Annotated in this window: 26 protein-coding genes; 18 read left to right on the forward strand and 8 right to left on the reverse strand. The window is 63.7% G+C overall.

Going from position 1 to position 14,631, the window contains the following annotated elements:
- The first annotated feature begins 4 nt into the window (after nt 1-4).
- Entirely contained in the window at nt 5-340 is a 336-nt protein-coding gene (locus E5X34_RS25510; RefSeq protein WP_292570524.1) for a hypothetical protein, read from the forward strand.
- Nucleotides 341-429: 89 nt separating this feature from the next.
- On the opposite strand, the gene E5X34_RS32915 is transcribed toward E5X34_RS25510, so the two are convergent.
- Nucleotides 430-915 carry a hypothetical protein gene (locus E5X34_RS32915; protein WP_366664907.1) on the reverse strand — a complete coding sequence of 162 codons (486 nt, stop codon included), beginning with the start codon at nt 913-915 and terminating at the stop codon, nt 430-432.
- A gap of 76 nt (nt 916-991) precedes the next feature.
- On the opposite strand from E5X34_RS32915, the gene E5X34_RS25520 reads away from it, so the two are divergent.
- Together E5X34_RS25520 and E5X34_RS25525 are read left to right on the forward strand one after the other, a co-directional pair.
- Nucleotides 992-1,504: a ferritin-like domain-containing protein gene (locus E5X34_RS25520; protein WP_292570527.1), complete on the forward strand. Its 513-nt coding sequence runs from the start codon at nt 992-994 to the stop codon at nt 1,502-1,504.
- A gap of 115 nt (nt 1,505-1,619) precedes the next feature.
- The gene (locus E5X34_RS25525; RefSeq protein ID WP_292570530.1) at nt 1,620-1,829 is read left to right on the forward strand and encodes a hypothetical protein; all 210 of its coding nucleotides are present in this window, start codon (nt 1,620-1,622) and stop codon (nt 1,827-1,829) included.
- A 94-nt stretch (nt 1,830-1,923) separates the two neighbouring features.
- Here E5X34_RS25525 and E5X34_RS25530 read toward each other — a convergent pair whose 3' ends face one another.
- A complete protein-coding gene (locus E5X34_RS25530; protein ID WP_292570533.1) occupies nt 1,924-2,919 on the reverse strand; it encodes a YihY/virulence factor BrkB family protein in 996 nt (331 codons plus the stop codon).
- Nucleotides 2,920-3,025: 106 nt separating this feature from the next.
- Here E5X34_RS25530 and E5X34_RS25535 point away from each other — a divergent pair, with 106 nt between their 5' ends.
- From E5X34_RS25535 to E5X34_RS25550, 4 genes are all read left to right on the forward strand, one after another.
- A complete protein-coding gene (locus tag E5X34_RS25535; protein WP_292570535.1) occupies nt 3,026-4,303 on the forward strand; it encodes an HWE histidine kinase domain-containing protein in 1,278 nt (425 codons plus the stop codon).
- A gap of 6 nt (nt 4,304-4,309) precedes the next feature.
- The gene (locus tag E5X34_RS25540; RefSeq protein WP_292570538.1) at nt 4,310-4,666 is read left to right on the forward strand and encodes a response regulator; all 357 of its coding nucleotides are present in this window, start codon (nt 4,310-4,312) and stop codon (nt 4,664-4,666) included.
- A 164-nt stretch (nt 4,667-4,830) separates the two neighbouring features.
- A complete protein-coding gene (locus E5X34_RS25545) occupies nt 4,831-5,352 on the forward strand; it encodes an NAD(P)H-dependent oxidoreductase (protein ID WP_292570540.1) in 522 nt (173 codons plus the stop codon).
- 150 nt (nt 5,353-5,502) lie between these two features.
- Nucleotides 5,503-5,688 (forward strand): hypothetical protein, encoded by a 186-nt coding sequence (locus tag E5X34_RS25550; protein ID WP_292570543.1) that lies wholly within the window; start codon nt 5,503-5,505, stop codon nt 5,686-5,688.
- Between the two features lie 22 nt (nt 5,689-5,710).
- Here the strand turns inward: E5X34_RS25550 and E5X34_RS25555 are convergent, their stop codons facing one another.
- The gene (locus tag E5X34_RS25555) at nt 5,711-6,010 is read right to left on the reverse strand and encodes a hypothetical protein (RefSeq protein WP_292570545.1); all 300 of its coding nucleotides are present in this window, start codon (nt 6,008-6,010) and stop codon (nt 5,711-5,713) included.
- Nucleotides 6,011-6,026: 16 nt separating this feature from the next.
- A complete protein-coding gene (locus E5X34_RS25560; RefSeq protein WP_292570547.1) occupies nt 6,027-7,064 on the reverse strand; it encodes an SDR family oxidoreductase in 1,038 nt (345 codons plus the stop codon).
- A 157-nt stretch (nt 7,065-7,221) separates the two neighbouring features.
- On the opposite strand from E5X34_RS25560, the gene E5X34_RS25565 reads away from it, so the two are divergent.
- Both E5X34_RS25565 and E5X34_RS25570 read left to right on the forward strand, forming a co-directional pair.
- Nucleotides 7,222-7,398 (forward strand): hypothetical protein, encoded by a 177-nt coding sequence (locus tag E5X34_RS25565; RefSeq protein WP_292570550.1) that lies wholly within the window; start codon nt 7,222-7,224, stop codon nt 7,396-7,398.
- A 206-nt stretch (nt 7,399-7,604) separates the two neighbouring features.
- On the forward strand, nt 7,605-7,904 hold the full coding sequence (locus E5X34_RS25570) for a DUF982 domain-containing protein (RefSeq protein ID WP_292570553.1): 300 nt from the start codon (nt 7,605-7,607) through the stop codon (nt 7,902-7,904).
- 23 nt (nt 7,905-7,927) lie between these two features.
- Here the strand turns inward: E5X34_RS25570 and E5X34_RS25575 are convergent, their stop codons facing one another.
- Nucleotides 7,928-8,647: a Crp/Fnr family transcriptional regulator gene (locus tag E5X34_RS25575; RefSeq protein WP_292570556.1), complete on the reverse strand. Its 720-nt coding sequence runs from the start codon at nt 8,645-8,647 to the stop codon at nt 7,928-7,930.
- Between the two features lie 162 nt (nt 8,648-8,809).
- On the opposite strand from E5X34_RS25575, the gene E5X34_RS25580 reads away from it, so the two are divergent.
- Nucleotides 8,810-9,043 (forward strand): hypothetical protein, encoded by a 234-nt coding sequence (locus E5X34_RS25580; RefSeq protein ID WP_292570611.1) that lies wholly within the window; start codon nt 8,810-8,812, stop codon nt 9,041-9,043.
- A 35-nt stretch (nt 9,044-9,078) separates the two neighbouring features.
- The gene (locus tag E5X34_RS25585) at nt 9,079-9,972 is read left to right on the forward strand and encodes an alpha/beta hydrolase (protein ID WP_292570559.1); all 894 of its coding nucleotides are present in this window, start codon (nt 9,079-9,081) and stop codon (nt 9,970-9,972) included.
- 46 nt (nt 9,973-10,018) lie between these two features.
- Here the strand turns inward: E5X34_RS25585 and E5X34_RS25590 are convergent, their stop codons facing one another.
- Nucleotides 10,019-10,417: a hypothetical protein gene (locus E5X34_RS25590; RefSeq protein WP_292570562.1), complete on the reverse strand. Its 399-nt coding sequence runs from the start codon at nt 10,415-10,417 to the stop codon at nt 10,019-10,021.
- Between the two features lie 266 nt (nt 10,418-10,683).
- On the opposite strand from E5X34_RS25590, the gene E5X34_RS25595 reads away from it, so the two are divergent.
- The 5 genes from E5X34_RS25595 to E5X34_RS25615 all read left to right on the forward strand — a co-directional run bounded on the left by E5X34_RS25595 (nt 10,684) and on the right by E5X34_RS25615 (nt 12,262).
- Nucleotides 10,684-10,785 carry a KGG domain-containing protein gene (locus E5X34_RS25595; protein WP_082056318.1) on the forward strand — a complete coding sequence of 34 codons (102 nt, stop codon included), beginning with the start codon at nt 10,684-10,686 and terminating at the stop codon, nt 10,783-10,785.
- Nucleotides 10,786-10,936: 151 nt separating this feature from the next.
- Entirely contained in the window at nt 10,937-11,431 is a 495-nt protein-coding gene (locus E5X34_RS25600) for a hypothetical protein (RefSeq protein WP_292513641.1), read from the forward strand.
- 28 nt (nt 11,432-11,459) lie between these two features.
- Entirely contained in the window at nt 11,460-11,678 is a 219-nt protein-coding gene (locus E5X34_RS25605; RefSeq protein WP_292570566.1) for a hypothetical protein, read from the forward strand.
- Nucleotides 11,679-11,703: 25 nt separating this feature from the next.
- Complete coding sequence (locus E5X34_RS25610) at nt 11,704-11,901, forward strand: hypothetical protein (protein ID WP_292570569.1); 198 nt, start codon at nt 11,704-11,706, stop codon at nt 11,899-11,901.
- Nucleotides 11,902-11,941: 40 nt separating this feature from the next.
- On the forward strand, nt 11,942-12,262 hold the full coding sequence (locus E5X34_RS25615; RefSeq protein WP_127257928.1) for a plasmid stabilization protein: 321 nt from the start codon (nt 11,942-11,944) through the stop codon (nt 12,260-12,262).
- Nucleotides 12,263-12,426: 164 nt separating this feature from the next.
- Here the strand turns inward: E5X34_RS25615 and E5X34_RS25620 are convergent, their stop codons facing one another.
- On the reverse strand, nt 12,427-12,885 hold the full coding sequence (locus E5X34_RS25620) for an Lrp/AsnC family transcriptional regulator (protein ID WP_126083271.1): 459 nt from the start codon (nt 12,883-12,885) through the stop codon (nt 12,427-12,429).
- Nucleotides 12,886-13,058: 173 nt separating this feature from the next.
- Here E5X34_RS25620 and E5X34_RS25625 point away from each other — a divergent pair, with 173 nt between their 5' ends.
- Entirely contained in the window at nt 13,059-13,802 is a 744-nt protein-coding gene (locus tag E5X34_RS25625) for an AzlC family ABC transporter permease (RefSeq protein WP_292570572.1), read from the forward strand.
- A complete protein-coding gene (locus E5X34_RS25630; RefSeq protein ID WP_292570575.1) occupies nt 13,799-14,098 on the forward strand; it encodes an AzlD family protein in 300 nt (99 codons plus the stop codon). The genes E5X34_RS25625 and E5X34_RS25630 overlap by 4 nt, the downstream gene beginning before the upstream one ends.
- Nucleotides 14,099-14,104: 6 nt before the next feature.
- On the opposite strand, the gene E5X34_RS25635 is transcribed toward E5X34_RS25630, so the two are convergent.
- Nucleotides 14,105-14,620, reverse strand: a complete 516-nt coding sequence (locus E5X34_RS25635) for a hypothetical protein (protein ID WP_292570578.1) — start codon at nt 14,618-14,620, stop codon at nt 14,105-14,107.
- Nucleotides 14,621-14,631 lie beyond the last annotated feature (11 nt).

The raw sequence follows: 14,631 nt of genomic DNA on the forward strand, positions 1-14,631 counted from the left end.
CCTGATGGACCGCTTTATCGCCAGAGAGAACATCAAGCACTTCGTGGACCGCCTTCAAACGGAGACGGACGAGGGCACCAGAGCGACGGTTCAAAGATTGCTGATTGCTGAAGAGGACAAATTCGCGAAACTGTCCGAACGGCTGGACATGGTGGACCAGAACATCCTCAGGATCGCCGAACTTGCAGTGCTACAGCGGGCAAAGGTCAACGACATGCGCCCTGATGGCGACGGCGCGGCATTGGCCCACCGTCACCTCGAAAACCTCGAGCAATTACACGAACTCTTTGTCGAGAGCCGGCAGCTCGTGGTCAGCATGATGGATAGGTCCAGCCTGTAAATCGGCAGCCGGTGAGCCGTGTTGCCCGGCGCCGCGAACAACAAAAACGGCGGCCGAAAGAGCCGCCGTTCCTCGTCTGTCGACCCGCCTCAGTTTGCGCCGCCGAGTTCCTTGGTCATCTTGCAGAAATTGTCATGCTGCTTGGCGATGGTCTCGTCGCCGCAATCCTTCTTGATCGAGGCGCGGTCTTCCTCGGTCATGGCCAGCCATGCCTTCTTGAACTCATCGCCGGATCTCATCGTCTTCATCCCCGCATCGGTGAAGAAAGGCGACATTTTTTGCGGGTCATCCAAGGCCGACGTGCCTTTGGCGCTGCTGGCCATCGCCGCGCTGGTCGCGAGCGAAAGCGCGAGTGCGCTCATGCAAAGAATCTTGGTATGCATTTTTCTTCTCCCTGCGTTCATTGGAAACAACTGCTTTTCAACAGCGCTTGTGCAGGCAAAAAGTTCCAGGCGGAAACAAAGAATGCAGCAGCGTGAATTGCCGCCCCGAGGACGGTCGGTCTGCCGGCTTCGGTCGGCTCGTTTGTTCGGGCGGCGGTCAACAACAAATGAGAGTTTCCTGGGCGCTTTCACTGGAAAATTCTGTTGGGAACAAGTTCGAAAAAACTGTGTTGGGGTTGGTTATCCACCCCACTCAGGAGATGCAGACATGCCGACAACGAAAGCGGCCTCGAACAAGGGCCTCAACGAACTTTTCCACGACACGCTGAAGGACATCTATTTCGCCGAGAAGAAGATTCTGACGACGCTGCCCAAGATGGCCAAGGCAGCGCAGGACGACGCGCTGAGGGCCGCCTTCGAAAAGCACCGCGACCAGACCCAAGAACATGTCGCGCGTCTCGAGGAAGTATTCGAGGTGATCGACAAGAAGCCGGTGGGCAAGACCTGCCAGGCGATCATGGGCATCACCGAGGAAGGCGCCGAGATCATGGAAGAGTACAAAGGCTCGCCCTCACTCGACGCAGGCCTGCTGGCCGCGGCGCAGGCCGTCGAGCACTATGAGATTTCGCGCTACGGCACGCTCAGGACCTGGGCGCAGGAACTCGGCCTGACCGAGGCCGTCACCTTGCTCGACAAGACGCTGAACGAAGAGAAGGAAACGGACGTCGCGCTCACCAAGCTCGCCGAGTCTGCGGTCAACGTCGCGGCGGAAGCAGCCTGAGTTTAGAGCAATCTGCGACATGGTCCGGGAGGCAGCCTGCGTGCCTGCCTTCCCGAGCCCGCGCCATGGAACTTCAGCGTCGGCCGGGAGTTGCCATGGGGCGGAAACTATGGCGATGACAAAAGCGTCGCTCCACCTGCTGAAGGGCATAGGTTATCTGATCTCGACGGTCAGCGTGATATTGCTCGCCATCGTGAGCTGGTCGAGCGCATCGCAAAGCCCGTTGCTGGTTGCCTGCGTGCTCGGTGGCGCCGCGACCTCGATCGCCGGCATGTTCTGCCGCTGGCTATCCTACCAAATCGAGAAGCGCGAGGAGGAGCGGTAAGCTCGCCTCCAATAAGGCTGAGAGCGTTTTCACCGGTTCATCGGCTAAACACGCTATCTCTTTGATCTTACGCACTTCCGTCGCAACGTTCGGCCTATTGCCTGGTGCCAGTTTTCGACATCAGCGCGGTGATCAGGCAGGCGATGACAATCCATACGGCAACTTCGATGCCGGAGGCGCCGCGGGCCGGCGGCGGGGCGGTGGCGGCCGCTGGCGGATCGGCGGCCACCACGGGCGCGAGGTCCGAACGGCTGCCGCGGCGCACCGAATAGGCGCGCGTGATCTCGGCGCCGAAGAGGAATATCTGCGCCGAATAGTAGACCCAGACCAGCACCACCATCAGGGCTCCGGCCGCGCCATAGGAGGTGGCGATGGCGCTGGTGCCGATGTACCAGCCGATGAGCGACTTCCCGACGGTGAAGAGGAGCGCGGTGACCAGCGCGCCGACGCCCACATCGCGCCATTTGAGCTCCCGGTCGGGCAGGACCTTGTAGATCGCGGCAAAGAGCAACGCGATCAGCGCGAAGGAAACGATCGTGTTGATGGCGCTGACGATCAGCTCTCCGAAGGGTAGGCTCCGGTTGATGATCTCGCCCAGCGCCGCGATCGCCGTGCTGGCCGCGAGCGAGACCAGGAGCAGGAAGCCGAGCGCAGCCACGAGGCCGAGGCTCGCCGCCCTCGCCCTAACAAGGCGCGACAGCGACGCCCCGTTGGGCTTCACCTTCCAGATTTCGTTGAGCGACTGCTGCATCTCGCCGAAGACGCCGGAGGCCGTGACCAAGAGCGTCACCACTCCGATCAGCGTGGCAAGCGCGCTCGACCAGCCATGCGAAGCGGTCTCCAGCGTGGCCTTCAGCAGGTCGGCGCTCTGTGGCCCCATCACGCCCGATATCTCGGCCGACAGCGCCAGCTGGGCGGCATCGTTGCCGATGACGAAACCGGCGATCGCGACGACGATCAACAGGATCGGCGCCAGCGACGTGGTGGCGTAGAAGGCCATCGCCGCGCCATGGCTCAGCGCATTGTCATCGATGTAGCCGCTGACGCTTTCCTTCAGTATTATCCAGCCTTCGTCGACCCAGCGCGGCATCGCCCCCTCACCTGTCTTGGACACGGACCGGGCGCGGTTCGGCGGCGGCTTTGTCGGACTGCATGTTTCCTGCCATTGCTGACAAGACCTCCATTGAGCGGGCCGGGTGAGACAAGAGCTCGACTGCCTTTTCGTTGGCCAGGGCGAGAAGCCGGAGAAACCAGCCCTGTTCTCTTTGCCACCAGGTCCGGCTGACGCGGCCCGCCAAACACAACCCGACGCCGGCGCTATGGTTCCGGGACACCCGAAGGCCGCAGCTGAAGCAAGCGGCCGCGCCGATGCCATAAGGCTGCGTCGCGCGAGCTTCGCTTTGGAGAAGCGCGGTTGTATGATCGGCGGCGGGCTTATAGATTGTCGGGCTATCGGGTATTCGGAAATGGATTTGGAAGACCTCTACCGGATTCTGCGAACCGGTCACGTGCAAGCTCAAGGCATTGTCGATACCGTCCCGGATCCGATGCTGGTGCTGGATTCGGCCCTGACGGTCCAGAGCGCCAACCGCGCCTTCTTCAGAACATTCGCGGTCGGACGTTACGACACGATCGGACAACACCTGTATGAGCTGGGCAATGGTCAATGGAATATTCCGGAGTTGCGGCATCTCCTGGGAGAAGTGATCCCGAAAAGCTCGGCAGTGATCGACTACAAAGTGGAGCATGATTTCCCGGACATCGGGAAGAAAGTCATGCTTCTTACAGCGCGCACCGTGTTCAATGCGGACAATGTCAGCCACCTCATGTTGCTGTCGATCGTCGACATTACGGAGAGAAGCCGGAAGGAAGCGGAGTTCGAAGCGGTCTTTGGAGAATTGCGGCACCGACTGAAGAACGTGCTCGGGCTGGTGCGGGCCCTAGCCAACCAAACCAAAGCGGAAGGCGTTTCGGGAGAGGAGTATCGCACGGCGTTCCTCGGCCGGCTGCAAGCCGTTGCGGATGCCAATGATCTGGCCTTGAGCGATCATGGTGAAGACAGTCTCGAAGCCCTGGTGGCGCGCGCAACGAAACCCTTCCAAACCGCTCCGGAGACCATCATCATCGAGCCCGGCCCGTCAGTGACCTTGGCCTCGAAGGAGATGATGTCGCTCAGTCTTATGCTGCACGAACTGGCAACCAACGCCGTCAAATATGGCGCTTTGTCAACTCCGGCTGGGACGGTTCGAATTCGATGGGAGGTCGAGCAAGGCGATCACCCCTTGCTGCGGCTCTCGTGGCGCGAGAGCGGCGGCCCGCCTGTACGCAAGCCCACCTCCACAGGATACGGAACCCAGCTCATTCAGTTCGCCATCGCCTACAATCTCGGTGGCAAGGTGGAACAGAATTATCGAACCGAAGGTTTCGAAGCCGAGATTGTCGTCCCACTCGAAAGGGCCGCTCGCCCAGATTGATGGCCGGTGCAAAAGACCATCCTGATCGTCGAAGATGAATTCATCATCGCGATGGATCTTAAGGTGATGTTGGAGCGCCAGGGATGGCGGGTGCTGGGACCGGTCGCCAGAGTCGCACACGCGCTCCGCCTGCTGGAAGACGAACTGCCGACGGTCGCCTTGCTCGACGTGAATTTAGGCGACCGTCCCGTCACGCCGGTAGCCGAGGCCTTGCGCAGCCGTGGTGTGCCATTCGCGGTGGCGAGCGCCTATGACAAGCCGGAACTCTTTGGCGGGGCCGTACTGGCGGACGCACCCAATGTCGGGAAACCCACATCGGAGTGGAGCCTCCTGGAGGTTCTGGCGAAGCTCTCGCCGCCCTGACCTCGCGGCCCTCCGCTTCTCGCGTCGAAGCCTAGGCAAACCTACGGTGTTCGACTAGCCTCGAAGCCTGATCAGGGCCGCGTGGGGGCATGCGATGAAGGTCAATGTCGTCTACGCGCATCCGGCGCAGGACAGCTACATGGCCTCGCTGCACAGGCGAGTCTTTGGGGGCCCTCAAGGCCAGGGGCGACGAGGTCGTCGATTTCGATCTCTACGCGATGAAATTCGATCCCGTCATGCAGGTCGAGGAATTGAAGGGGCACGCCGGTCCATCGCCAGCACCTGCGGAGCTGCGGGTCTATATCGACGCATTGCAATGGGCCGAGGCGTGCGTGTTCTGCTTCCCGACCTGGTGGTCGGGCATGCCTGCTGTGCTCAAGGGATATTTCGACCGCGTGTGGCGCCCGGGCGTCGCCTTCGACCTGCCGACGGATGGCGGCACGATCAAGCCGGCGCTTTTGAACATCCGCCGTATGGGCGTCGTCACCACCTTCGGCTCGCCATGGTGGTACACCAGGCTCTACATGCAGGACCCGGGCAGGAAGGTGCTTTTGCGCGGCTTGAAATCCATGTGCGGACGCACGGAGAAGCACCTCTATCTGGCGAGATACTCGGTGGAAAGCATCTCCAACGAGGAACGGGAAAAGTTCGCCCGCAAGGTGGAGCAGCGGTTCGAGCGATTTTGATCGACTGCCGGACTTGCCCGCAGGCTCGCCAACCGCGGTTTGACCGATGGCCTGGGCCGGCCTCCCCTGCTGGCATTTACCCGGAGTTTTGCAATGAGGGGCAATCGCGATATATTTAGTTGACTAAGTGATTCATGGCACGGTGAACCGATGGCCAAGAAGAAAGACAGACAGGCTGATTCGGGCATCGCGGAAGCGTCGCGCGCCGAAATCCTTGAGGCGACCTATTTTGCCCGCAAATGCGGCCTCACGCGCGACGAGGCCCTGCAGATGATCCGCGAGGCGCACGCCTCGCCGGTGCTCAAGCCGGCCGAGAGCGAGAAGCGCAAGCACTGATCCTTATCAGTCAGGGCGGGCCTCACTGCCCAGTCTGCGGCGGCACCTCGCCCGGCTTGATCACCGGCATTTCGCTGCCGGTCGGCGGCGGGGTCGTCGCGTTCTTGTCGCCGGTCGGCGGCGGCTTCAGCACGCCGCCGCAATTGCCGAGCTGTTTCGACAGCTCGTCCGTATCGGCCTCTTGCTTCTGTTTCTGCTGCTGGTCGTTGGCGTCCGGCTTGGCCTGGCAGTTCTGCGTCTGCTGATCCGGCTTGGCCGTCTGCGCCGCCGCCGGCAGCACCGGCATCAGCGCGATGGCCGCGATGAGAAGCGCTTTCTTCATGGGATCCTCCTGGTGGTCAGTAGCCCCCGATGATCGGCAGGATCTCGCCGGTGATGTAGCTGGAGCATTGCGGCGAGGCCAGGAACACATAGGCCGGCGCGATCTCCTCCGGCTGGGCGGGCCGCTTCATCGGCGTCTTGGCGCCGAACTGCGAAACATCCTCCGCCTGCTTTTCCGACGGGTTGAGCGGCGTCCAGACCGGACCCGGCGCGACCGCGTTGACGCGGATCCCCTTGGCGATGAGATTGCCGGAGAGCGCTCGGGTGAAGGCATGGATGCCGCCCTTGGTCATCGAGTAGTCGACCAGTTCCTTCGAGCCTTCGATGCCGGTGACCGAACCGGTGTTGATGATCGCCGAGCCCGGTTTCATCTGCGGCACGGCTTCCTGCGCCATGTGGAAATAGCCGTAGAGATTGGTCTTTAGCGTGGTGTCGAAATGCTTTTCGGTGAGATCGGCGAAATCGGCCGAGTGAACCTGGAAGGCCGCGTTGTTGACGAGCACGTCGATCCTGCCAAACGCCTTGACCGTCTCGGCCACCGCCTTGCGGCAGAAGGCGCGTTTGGCGACGTCGCCGCGCAGGGTGATGCAGCGCCTGCCCTCGGCCTCGACCGCCTGCTTCGTCGCCTTGGCGTCGCGGTCCTCGCTGAGATAGACGATGGCGACATCGGCGCCTTCGCGCGCGAACAGCACGGCCACCGCGCGGCCGATGCCGGAGTCGCCGCCGGTGATGAGCGCGACCCTGTCCTTGAGCTTGCCCGATCCTTGCCAGAACGGCGCGTCATAGAGCGGCGCCGGGTCGATCGCCCACTCCTCGCCGGGCTTGGGATGATGCTGCTTCGGGAAAGGCGGCACCGGGTAGCGGCGCGCGCCGGCCTGCATGGCGCCCGAGGCTTTCGGCTTCGGCTTGCTGCGATCGGTGGCGTCGACCTGGCGCTGGACGCTGCGCTGCCTGCGCGCGGTCTTGGCGGTGTCAGGTTTCTCCCCGGTGACTGATTTCTCCCTGGCGACTGATCTCTGGGCTGCGTCTGATTTCGTTCGGCTGCTGGTTGGCATAATGGTCTCCTTTCGGGAGACAACGCATGTCGGCGCAAAAGGTTGGCCCGGTTCGTCGCCCCGTCGAGAAGCCCGCGGATACATCAAAGTTAAATGCGGCTGACCGATCCAGGGTGCTAACCCTCGGTCATTGGGGGGACTCTCGAGGAGGAGTCCCATGGACGTTCGAACTTTCATCGGCAGCCTGTCGGCCGCCTTGCGGCGCCGGCGCGCAGCCACGCCGCCAGCGCCCGTGCGGGTGATCCGCGCTTCGCTCGCCGACGCGCCGCTGAGGCCGCGTCCGCGGCCGCCGCACCGGCCGGCGCCGCCGATCCGGCCCGCGAGCAACATGTGACCCGAGGCTTGTCGTACCGACTGGCCGGCCGGATGCAACCGACCGGCGACATCCTCGTTTAGGCCCATCCCCAATCTTGTGGTGCACCATGAAATCCTTGCCTATCAACAGCCCTCTTCTCATCCTGGCCGCCGCAGTGGTCGCTCTGGCGCCCTTTGCCGGCCTGGCCTGGCGCACCCGCGAATGGCTCGGATGGTGAGGACCCGATGAGCCGTTTCCTCCCCCTCACCATCCGCTTCGTCAGCGGCGGCACGATGGTGGTCACCACGGTGGCCGAGGCCAAGAAGGCGCTCGCCGGGACATGGAAGAACAAGGAAGCGCCGGACTATCTCAAGGCGGCGCGGCTGGTGGACGATGCGATCGCCGGCATCTGCCGGCCGGCCGTCGCCTTCGCCGCCTTCAAGAAGGCCGCCGCGCAGCAGGGGCTGCTGAAGGAGGCCGCGCCGAGCGCCGCGCTCACCATGCTGGACGAGTTGTGGTCACGCTCCAAGGTCCCGCCAAGCTAGGAGGCCGCTCCATCCCGGCTGGTCTATCTCGGCTCGCGCGACATGCTGAGATAGGTCGGATCGAATTCGGCGATCGTGACCAGGCGCTCCCAGTCAAGGATCGTGATCATATGGTTGGTCCAGTTGATGACGTTCATGCGTCGCAGCGTTCCGATCACCCTGTTCATATGGACGACGGACAAGCCCAGCACGTCCGCGAGCTGGGCCTGCGACAGCGGCAGGTGGAAGCTCATATCACGTGTCTTCTTCACCACCTGAAGCCTGACGAACAGCTCGCATATGAGATGCGCGAGATGGGATAGCTTGGAGCGGCGCCCCATGGCCACGATCCATTCGCGATGGATGGCGCCATCGACCAGCGTGTCCAGCCAGAGCAATCGCGTGAGATGCGGCGCCTGCTCCGTGATCGTCTTGAGCTTGCTGTGCTCGGCCGCCGCCACATGACAGGGCGACAGCGCGACGATGCCATGATCCATCGTCTTGAGCAGGAAGGCATGCAGGTCAACGAAATCGCCCGCGACCTGCAGCGAGGTGAACTGGCGGCCGCCGTCCTCCAGAACCTTGTAGCGGGCGGCGAGCCCGTCGATGATCAGGGTGCTGTAGGTCGGCCTGCTTCCTTCGACAACGATATCCTCTCCCACGCCGAAATATTTCTCGATCGACAAGGTCGATATGAGCAACGCTTTCTCTTCGTCCGAGAGAGCGTCATGCTGGCCGAGATTGAGATAGAGTGATTCCAGCATCCGGCTGCCTCCATTCGCCACTGCTAACGCCGCAAGCCGACGCTGGTTGCGAGCGGTGCCGCGCCGAAGGCCGGCGCATGGCCGATTCTCCCTCTGGATCAGATGTTTGGAACCATGATCGCGTCCGTGAATTGACCGTCGAAATTGGGGCTCAACGTGCCGATGCAACGCTTCTATTTCGACCTTTACAACACTGAGCACAGCCAGGAAGATACCGAGGGACAGCTCTTCGCCAACCGCGAGCGCGCCGGCATGGAGGCACTGCGCATCCTGCATGACGTCGCCCGCGACGAGATGCCGGGCGGCAGCCATCTGACCATCACGGTCAAGGTGCTCGACGAAAAGCGTGACCAGATCTTCGAAGCGTCGCTGACGCTGGATTCGGCCTGGACCTGAGGCGGCCGGCGCCGGTCCAGATACCGGAGGCAAGCATGTTCGACGATTTCGACAGCCGTGAGATCGATACGGGTGAGGCCAGGATCTTCGCCCGCCGCGCCGGCGCCGGCCCCGGCCTGCTTCTGCTGCACGGCTTTCCGCAGACGCATGCGATGTGGCGCGAGGTCGCGCCAATCCTGGCGCGGGATTTCACTGTCGTCTGCGCCGATTTGCGCGGCTATGGGCGAAGCTCCTGTCCGCCATCGGCCGCCGATCATGCACCCTATGCCAAGCGCGCCATGGCCGCCGACATGGTGGCGCTGATGGAGAAATTGGGTTTCAGGCGCTTCATGGTCGCCGGTCACGACCGCGGCGGGCGTGTCGCCTACCGACTGGCGCTCGACCATCCGGATCGCGTCGAGAGGCTCGCTGTGCTCGACATCATTCCCACCGCCGACGCGTGGGACCGCGCCGACGCAAGACTGGCCCTCGGCTATTGGCCGTGGTCGTTGCTGGCGCAACCCGAGCCGCTGCCGGAGACGATGCTCGCGGCCGCCGCCGATGCCATCGTCGACAATGCGCTTTCCGGCTGGGGATCGTCGCCCGAAGCGTTCCCGCCCGGGGTGCGGCAACTCTATGTCGACGCGCTGCGCGACCCGGCGCACATCCATGGCATTTGCGAAGAATATCGCGCGGCGGCGTCCCTCGACCGCGAGCATGACCATGCCGACAGGGAGACCGGCCGGCACATCGCCTGCCCGCTGCTGGCGCTATGGAGCGAGCATGGGGCGCTGGCCGAATGGTACCTTGAGCAAGGCGGCCCTGAGGCGCTGTGGCGAAACTGGGCCGACGACGTCAGCGGCGGCGCCTTGCCCGGCGGTCATTTCTTCCCGGAGGCCTCGCCGATCGAAACGGCAGCCACGCTCGACGCATTCTTCTCCGGAAGATAGCCCTGCGGACACTGGCGCCGGCCCGCCAGGCGCCCGACGGGACGGCTCACGCAAGCATCAGGTAAAGCAACGGCACTGCAGCAAGGCCGATCGCCATTGCGATAAGCGCGGCATGGCCCAGACGCTCCGCGCGCCTGGCGATGTCGGCTATCTCAGCCTCATCATTGATGTCGTCGAGGAATGAAAGATCGAAAGGCGCGAAAGGTTGGTTGTCGTTGGCAGGCAGGGTTTCGACAGTCTGCCGGGTGGGCTTTGCAGAGATATAGGTCAAAACGTCGTCTCGCTCCGGGGCCGGCTCGCGGCCTTCTTGTTCGTGGATGTTGGTGTCCGCCGACTTGCGCGGGGGAGCGATCGGCGGGCACCAGTAGGGCCGGCGATGAAGGGGTTTTCCCGTCGGCCGCTCACCAATTCGCAGAAAGCCCATTGGTTGCACAAGCCAGCCCAATGCGCTTGCCGGGTCGGACTTCAGTCGGGCGGAGTCACGAAATATTTCGGGCGGAACATCGGTTGCCGGAGCTTGTTCCCCCTACTCAAGGATGTCGAGCGCGTCCTTGATTTCAACCCTGAAGAACAATCCGAACCAACGGAGAATTGGATATGCCCAATCAAGGCGGAACCCACGAACAGCACGTCAAGGCCGGCCAGCAGAGCCACAAGAACCGCGACGATCAACGCCGCGGTGGCGGACAGCAGCAGGCCGAGGACCGCAATATGGGTCAGCGGAGCGCGGGCCAGCACAGAGGCGGCAGCGGCAACTTCGCCGAAGATCGTCAGCGCGCCTCGGAAGCAGGCCGCAAGGGCGGCCAGCGCTGAGTTCAAGATGGCGTCCGCGGATGCGGGCGCCATCTTATTTGCCCGGCGCAATCGATCCCGGGATGGAACATCTTCCCCGCCCTCCAGTTGACCTTAGGAGCGGCTGCCGTAGCAGGCTGCCGTCGCCGCAGGATGTTCAACGGAGGCACCAATGTCCTTGCATTCCCTTCATCCCGAACGCGTCGATGAGACCCGCATGCAGGCCTATTCGACCTTCGGTCCCCTGCTGATCCATGCCCTGGCGCAAAAACTGGCGCGCTGTCAGGGCGTGCGTGAATTGGACAAGATCGAACAGTCGCTGGTGCGCCTGGTCGAGGAGACCGACGTCGCCGCTCCGGATGCCGAGGCGATGAAGGAGTTCGCGGTCGAGCTCGTCGTGTCGACGCTGCGCAACGCGCGTGAGCATCCCGACGCCAAGCAGGACCTGGAACAAATCGACGAGCGCCGCACGGAAGGCCGCTCGGAGGACCCGGACACGCTGGAAGAGCAGTTGCAGTCGGGTCTCGAGGACAGTTTTCCGGCCAGCGATCCGCCGGCCGTGGTTTCCACCGCGATCACCGGCGGCTCCAAGGATATCGTCGGGACCGACGAGGTGCTGCGCCGCAAGAAGGAAGCACGCCGCAAGCAGTCGGAGACGGCGGACTGACACGGCGCCGAAGCAAAGGAGACGCGCAATGACGCAGGCAAACGACAACATACCGCACCGGCCGGGCGCCGCGAACGCGCCACATGGCGGCACGCTGCCGGTCAAGGGCGGCGAGGATCCCGACGTGCGGTTCCTGGCGGAGAACACCGACCTTTCGCCGAAGCAGGCGCGCGAGTTGATCCGCGAGCACGGACACGACCGCGACAAGCTGCTCGAGATCGCACGAACCATGAAGGCGGAAGGCTGAACGCCCTCCGGAAAGCGAGGCAAGGATGAGCAATTCACCGAAGAAGGGACCGGCTGGAACGTCCGATCAATGGCCGCGCTGGGAGGGCCCGAAGGCCAACAAGCCGCGCGGCTACCTGCCGCCAAAGGACGATCCCGACGAGAACCGCGATGCCGCCGGCGAGAACAACAAGGACCCGGAACGCTCCGACCTTGGCGACGTCGCCAAGAAGAAGGGCGATTAATCCCTTCCCGAATTCACTCAGCGCAACAAGGAGTAAGACGATGCCACGTGGCGACAAATCGAAATACACCGACAAGCAGGAACGCAAGGCCGACCATATCGCCGAAGGCTATGAGAAGCGCGGCGTCTCGGAGAAGGAAGCCGAGCGGCGCGCCTGGGCGACCGTCAACAAGGACGATGGCGGCGGCAAGAAGGAAGGCGGATCGGGACGCGGCAAGCACACCGGCCATCCGGCCGCGCATAAGGGCGGCAAGATGGGCGGCAAGGCCTCGGGCGAGCGTTCCGCGGCGGACAGATCGGCTTCGGCGAAGAAGGCTGCCGCGACGCGGAAGCGCAATGCGGAGCACCACGCGCATCATTGAGCGCGGCTTCCTCCTTCTCCCCTTGTGGGAGAAGGTGGATCGGCGCGCAGCGCCGAGACGCATGAGGGGTGTTCCAGCGGAATGAGACGTTGGCTTTCCCTGGAGCACCCCTCATCCGGCCGCTTCGCGGCCACCTTCTCCCACAAGGGGAGAAGGAAGAGGCGCTACAGCGGCATCTCCGAGGTCTGCTTGATGATCTGGCTGGGCACGTCCGTCTTGACGTTCTGGACACCCTTGATGCGGCTCAGATGCTCCGATTGGAAGCGGCGGTAGTCGTCGATGCCGGCCGCCACGATCCGCACCAGCGCGTCGCAGTCGCCCATCATCAGATAGCACTCCATCACTTCGGGAAATTTCGCCACCTCGGCGGCGAAATGCTCGATCGTGTCCTCGTCCTGCTGCTTCAGCCAGATGCGGGTGAAGAAGGTCTGGCCGCGGCCGATCTTGGCCGGGTTGAGCACCGCGACATAGCGGTCGATGACGCCCGCCTCTTCGAGCAGTTTCACGCGCCGCAGGCAGGGCGACGGCGACAGACCGACTTGCCTGGCAAGATCGTTGTTTGCCATGCGCCCGTCGCGCTGCAAGGCGCGCAGGATGCGTCTGTCGATCTCATCGAGCTTCATGGTTCCAGATTCCAGTTCTTCAGGTGAACTCGCTATCCAATGCCGAATTTTGGCGGAAATAGCGCATTTTCGCAACCCGATTGCCGCGCGTTTCGGCTATGGTCCGGGACCGACAACAACCCCACAACCGACCGGGAGAACGGATTGCCGCAAGGCCAGCCGAAAGCAAAGCCATGAGCGTTTCCGAGATCGCCCTCGCCGAGGGCAAGGCCGCCAACAGGCGCGGCGCCGAGTTCCGGCGCGGGCTGGCTGCCGCGACGCCTGTGCTGCTCGGCGTCGTCCCCTATGCGCTGGTGCTCGGCGCGCAGGCCGCGCAGAGGGGCCTCAGCGTGCTCGAGGTGCCGCTGATGACCGGGCTCAATTTTGCCGGAGGCTCGGAATTCGCCGCTATCCAGCTCTGGACCTCGCCGCCGCACATCCTGCTGATCGCCGCCATCACGCTTTTGGTCAACAGCCGGCATTTCCTGATGGGCGCAGCGCTTGCGCCTTTCATCAGGCACCTGCCGAAGCGCCAGGTTTTTCCGGCGCTGTTCCTGATGTGCGACGAGAGCTGGGCGGTGGGCCTTGCAGATGCGCAGCGCCGTGCCGTGGCCGGCGCGCGGCCGGCCTTCAGCCTGCCCTTCTATCTCGGCGCCGGCTTGGCCGTCTACCTCGCCTGGGCGGCGTTCACGACTTGCGGCGCGGCGCTCGGGCCTGTGCTCGGCGACGTCGAGACATATGGTTTCGCGATGGCCTTCCCGGCCGTCTTCCTTGTGCTGCTGCGCGGCATGTGGAAAGGCTTTGCCGCGGCGCGGCCCTGGCTGATCAGCCTCGTGGCGGCGGCGCTCACCTATCTCGTCGTGCCCGGCGCCTGGTATGTGGCGGCCGGCGCGCTGTCCGGCCTGGTGGCCGCGTGGTTCCTGGCAGGTGAGACATGATCGATCCGATGACAGTGCTTGCCATCCTGGCGATGGCCGGCGTGACGTATCTCACCCGCGTCGGCGGCTATGTTGTGCTCAAGAACCGCGCGCTCAGCCCGCGCGCCACGGCGGTGATGGAAGCCGCGCCCGGCTGCGTGCTGATCTCGGTGATCGCGCCGGATTTCGTCTCGAGGAATCCGGCCGACCTCGCGGCTTTGGCCATCACCCTGCTTGCCGCGACGAGGCTGTCGATGCTGCCGACAGTTGCGATCGGGGTGGCCTCGGCGGGCGTGTTGCGGTGGCTGATCGGATAACCGGCCTCAGAAGCTGTAGAGCCCGAGCTCGTCCGGTTGGTCGCCCTCACCGCTTGCGTGCCGCTTCAACGCGGCATCCAGCCTGTCGTTGTCGCCGCCTTGCGGGCGGACGATCGCGTTGACCAGCGCATCCAGCGAAACGCCAAGCTGGTCCAGGCCAAGCTGCCTTTCGATCTTGGCAACCGCCGACGGAGATTGCCGTTTCAACGCCTCGACGGCGCTCTTGATCGCCGAACCGTAGGAAGACACGGACTCGTAGTCGGTCTGATCGACGGCGAATTCCTTGCTCGCCTGCTGCATCAGCCGGACCTTCGTCGCCGTGATATTGAGGCCGTCGAGGCTGAACTTGGATGCCGAGATCGCGGGCTCCGCCTGCATGACCGGCGAAGCCGCCGGGCCGGAGACACCGTCGATGCTCGCGGCGGGTCTGGCGGTTGGCGGCAGGCGCTGCGGCTGCAGGGTCACAAGCGCGGTGCTGAGCGTCGAGGACATTGCCGGGTCTCGCACGCGCCCGTCCGTCATGGACCGGACGC

Origin of the sequence: Mesorhizobium sp., assembly GCF_004963255.1 — a bacterium.
Taxonomy (GTDB): domain Bacteria; phylum Pseudomonadota; class Alphaproteobacteria; order Rhizobiales; family Rhizobiaceae; genus Mesorhizobium.

Bases quoted from the DNA above. Each gene is read 5' to 3' on its own strand.
- E5X34_RS25555 (WP_292570545.1), bottom strand. From the start codon at position 6,010: ATGAAGAAAGCGCTTCTCATCGCGGCCATCGCGCTGATGCCGGTGCTG.
- E5X34_RS25565 (WP_292570550.1), top strand. From the start codon at position 7,222: ATGGACGTTCGAACTTTCATCGGCAGCCTGTCGGCCGCCTTGCGGCGC.
- E5X34_RS25520 (WP_292570527.1), top strand. From the start codon at position 992: ATGCCGACAACGAAAGCGGCCTCGAACAAGGGCCTCAACGAACTTTTC.
- E5X34_RS25595 (WP_082056318.1), top strand. From the start codon at position 10,684: ATGGGTCAGCGGAGCGCGGGCCAGCACAGAGGCGGCAGCGGCAACTTC.
- E5X34_RS25585 (WP_292570559.1), top strand. From the start codon at position 9,079: ATGTTCGACGATTTCGACAGCCGTGAGATCGATACGGGTGAGGCCAGG.
- E5X34_RS25605 (WP_292570566.1), top strand. From the start codon at position 11,460: ATGACGCAGGCAAACGACAACATACCGCACCGGCCGGGCGCCGCGAAC.
- E5X34_RS25620 (WP_126083271.1), bottom strand. From the start codon at position 12,885: ATGAAGCTCGATGAGATCGACAGACGCATCCTGCGCGCCTTGCAGCGC.
- E5X34_RS25575 (WP_292570556.1), bottom strand. From the start codon at position 8,647: ATGCTGGAATCACTCTATCTCAATCTCGGCCAGCATGACGCTCTCTCG.
- E5X34_RS25580 (WP_292570611.1), top strand. From the start codon at position 8,810: ATGCAACGCTTCTATTTCGACCTTTACAACACTGAGCACAGCCAGGAA.
- E5X34_RS25525 (WP_292570530.1), top strand. From the start codon at position 1,620: ATGACAAAAGCGTCGCTCCACCTGCTGAAGGGCATAGGTTATCTGATC.
- E5X34_RS25635 (WP_292570578.1), bottom strand. From the start codon at position 14,620: ATGACGGACGGGCGCGTGCGAGACCCGGCAATGTCCTCGACGCTCAGC.
- E5X34_RS25550 (WP_292570543.1), top strand. From the start codon at position 5,503: ATGGCCAAGAAGAAAGACAGACAGGCTGATTCGGGCATCGCGGAAGCG.
- E5X34_RS25570 (WP_292570553.1), top strand. From the start codon at position 7,605: ATGAGCCGTTTCCTCCCCCTCACCATCCGCTTCGTCAGCGGCGGCACG.
- E5X34_RS25625 (WP_292570572.1), top strand. From the start codon at position 13,059: ATGAGCGTTTCCGAGATCGCCCTCGCCGAGGGCAAGGCCGCCAACAGG.
- E5X34_RS25615 (WP_127257928.1), top strand. From the start codon at position 11,942: ATGCCACGTGGCGACAAATCGAAATACACCGACAAGCAGGAACGCAAG.
- E5X34_RS25530 (WP_292570533.1), bottom strand. From the start codon at position 2,919: ATGCCGCGCTGGGTCGACGAAGGCTGGATAATACTGAAGGAAAGCGTC.
- E5X34_RS25630 (WP_292570575.1), top strand. From the start codon at position 13,799: ATGATCGATCCGATGACAGTGCTTGCCATCCTGGCGATGGCCGGCGTG.
- E5X34_RS25510 (WP_292570524.1), top strand. From the start codon at position 5: ATGGACCGCTTTATCGCCAGAGAGAACATCAAGCACTTCGTGGACCGC.
- E5X34_RS25560 (WP_292570547.1), bottom strand. From the start codon at position 7,064: ATGCCAACCAGCAGCCGAACGAAATCAGACGCAGCCCAGAGATCAGTC.
- E5X34_RS25610 (WP_292570569.1), top strand. From the start codon at position 11,704: ATGAGCAATTCACCGAAGAAGGGACCGGCTGGAACGTCCGATCAATGG.
- E5X34_RS25600 (WP_292513641.1), top strand. From the start codon at position 10,937: ATGTCCTTGCATTCCCTTCATCCCGAACGCGTCGATGAGACCCGCATG.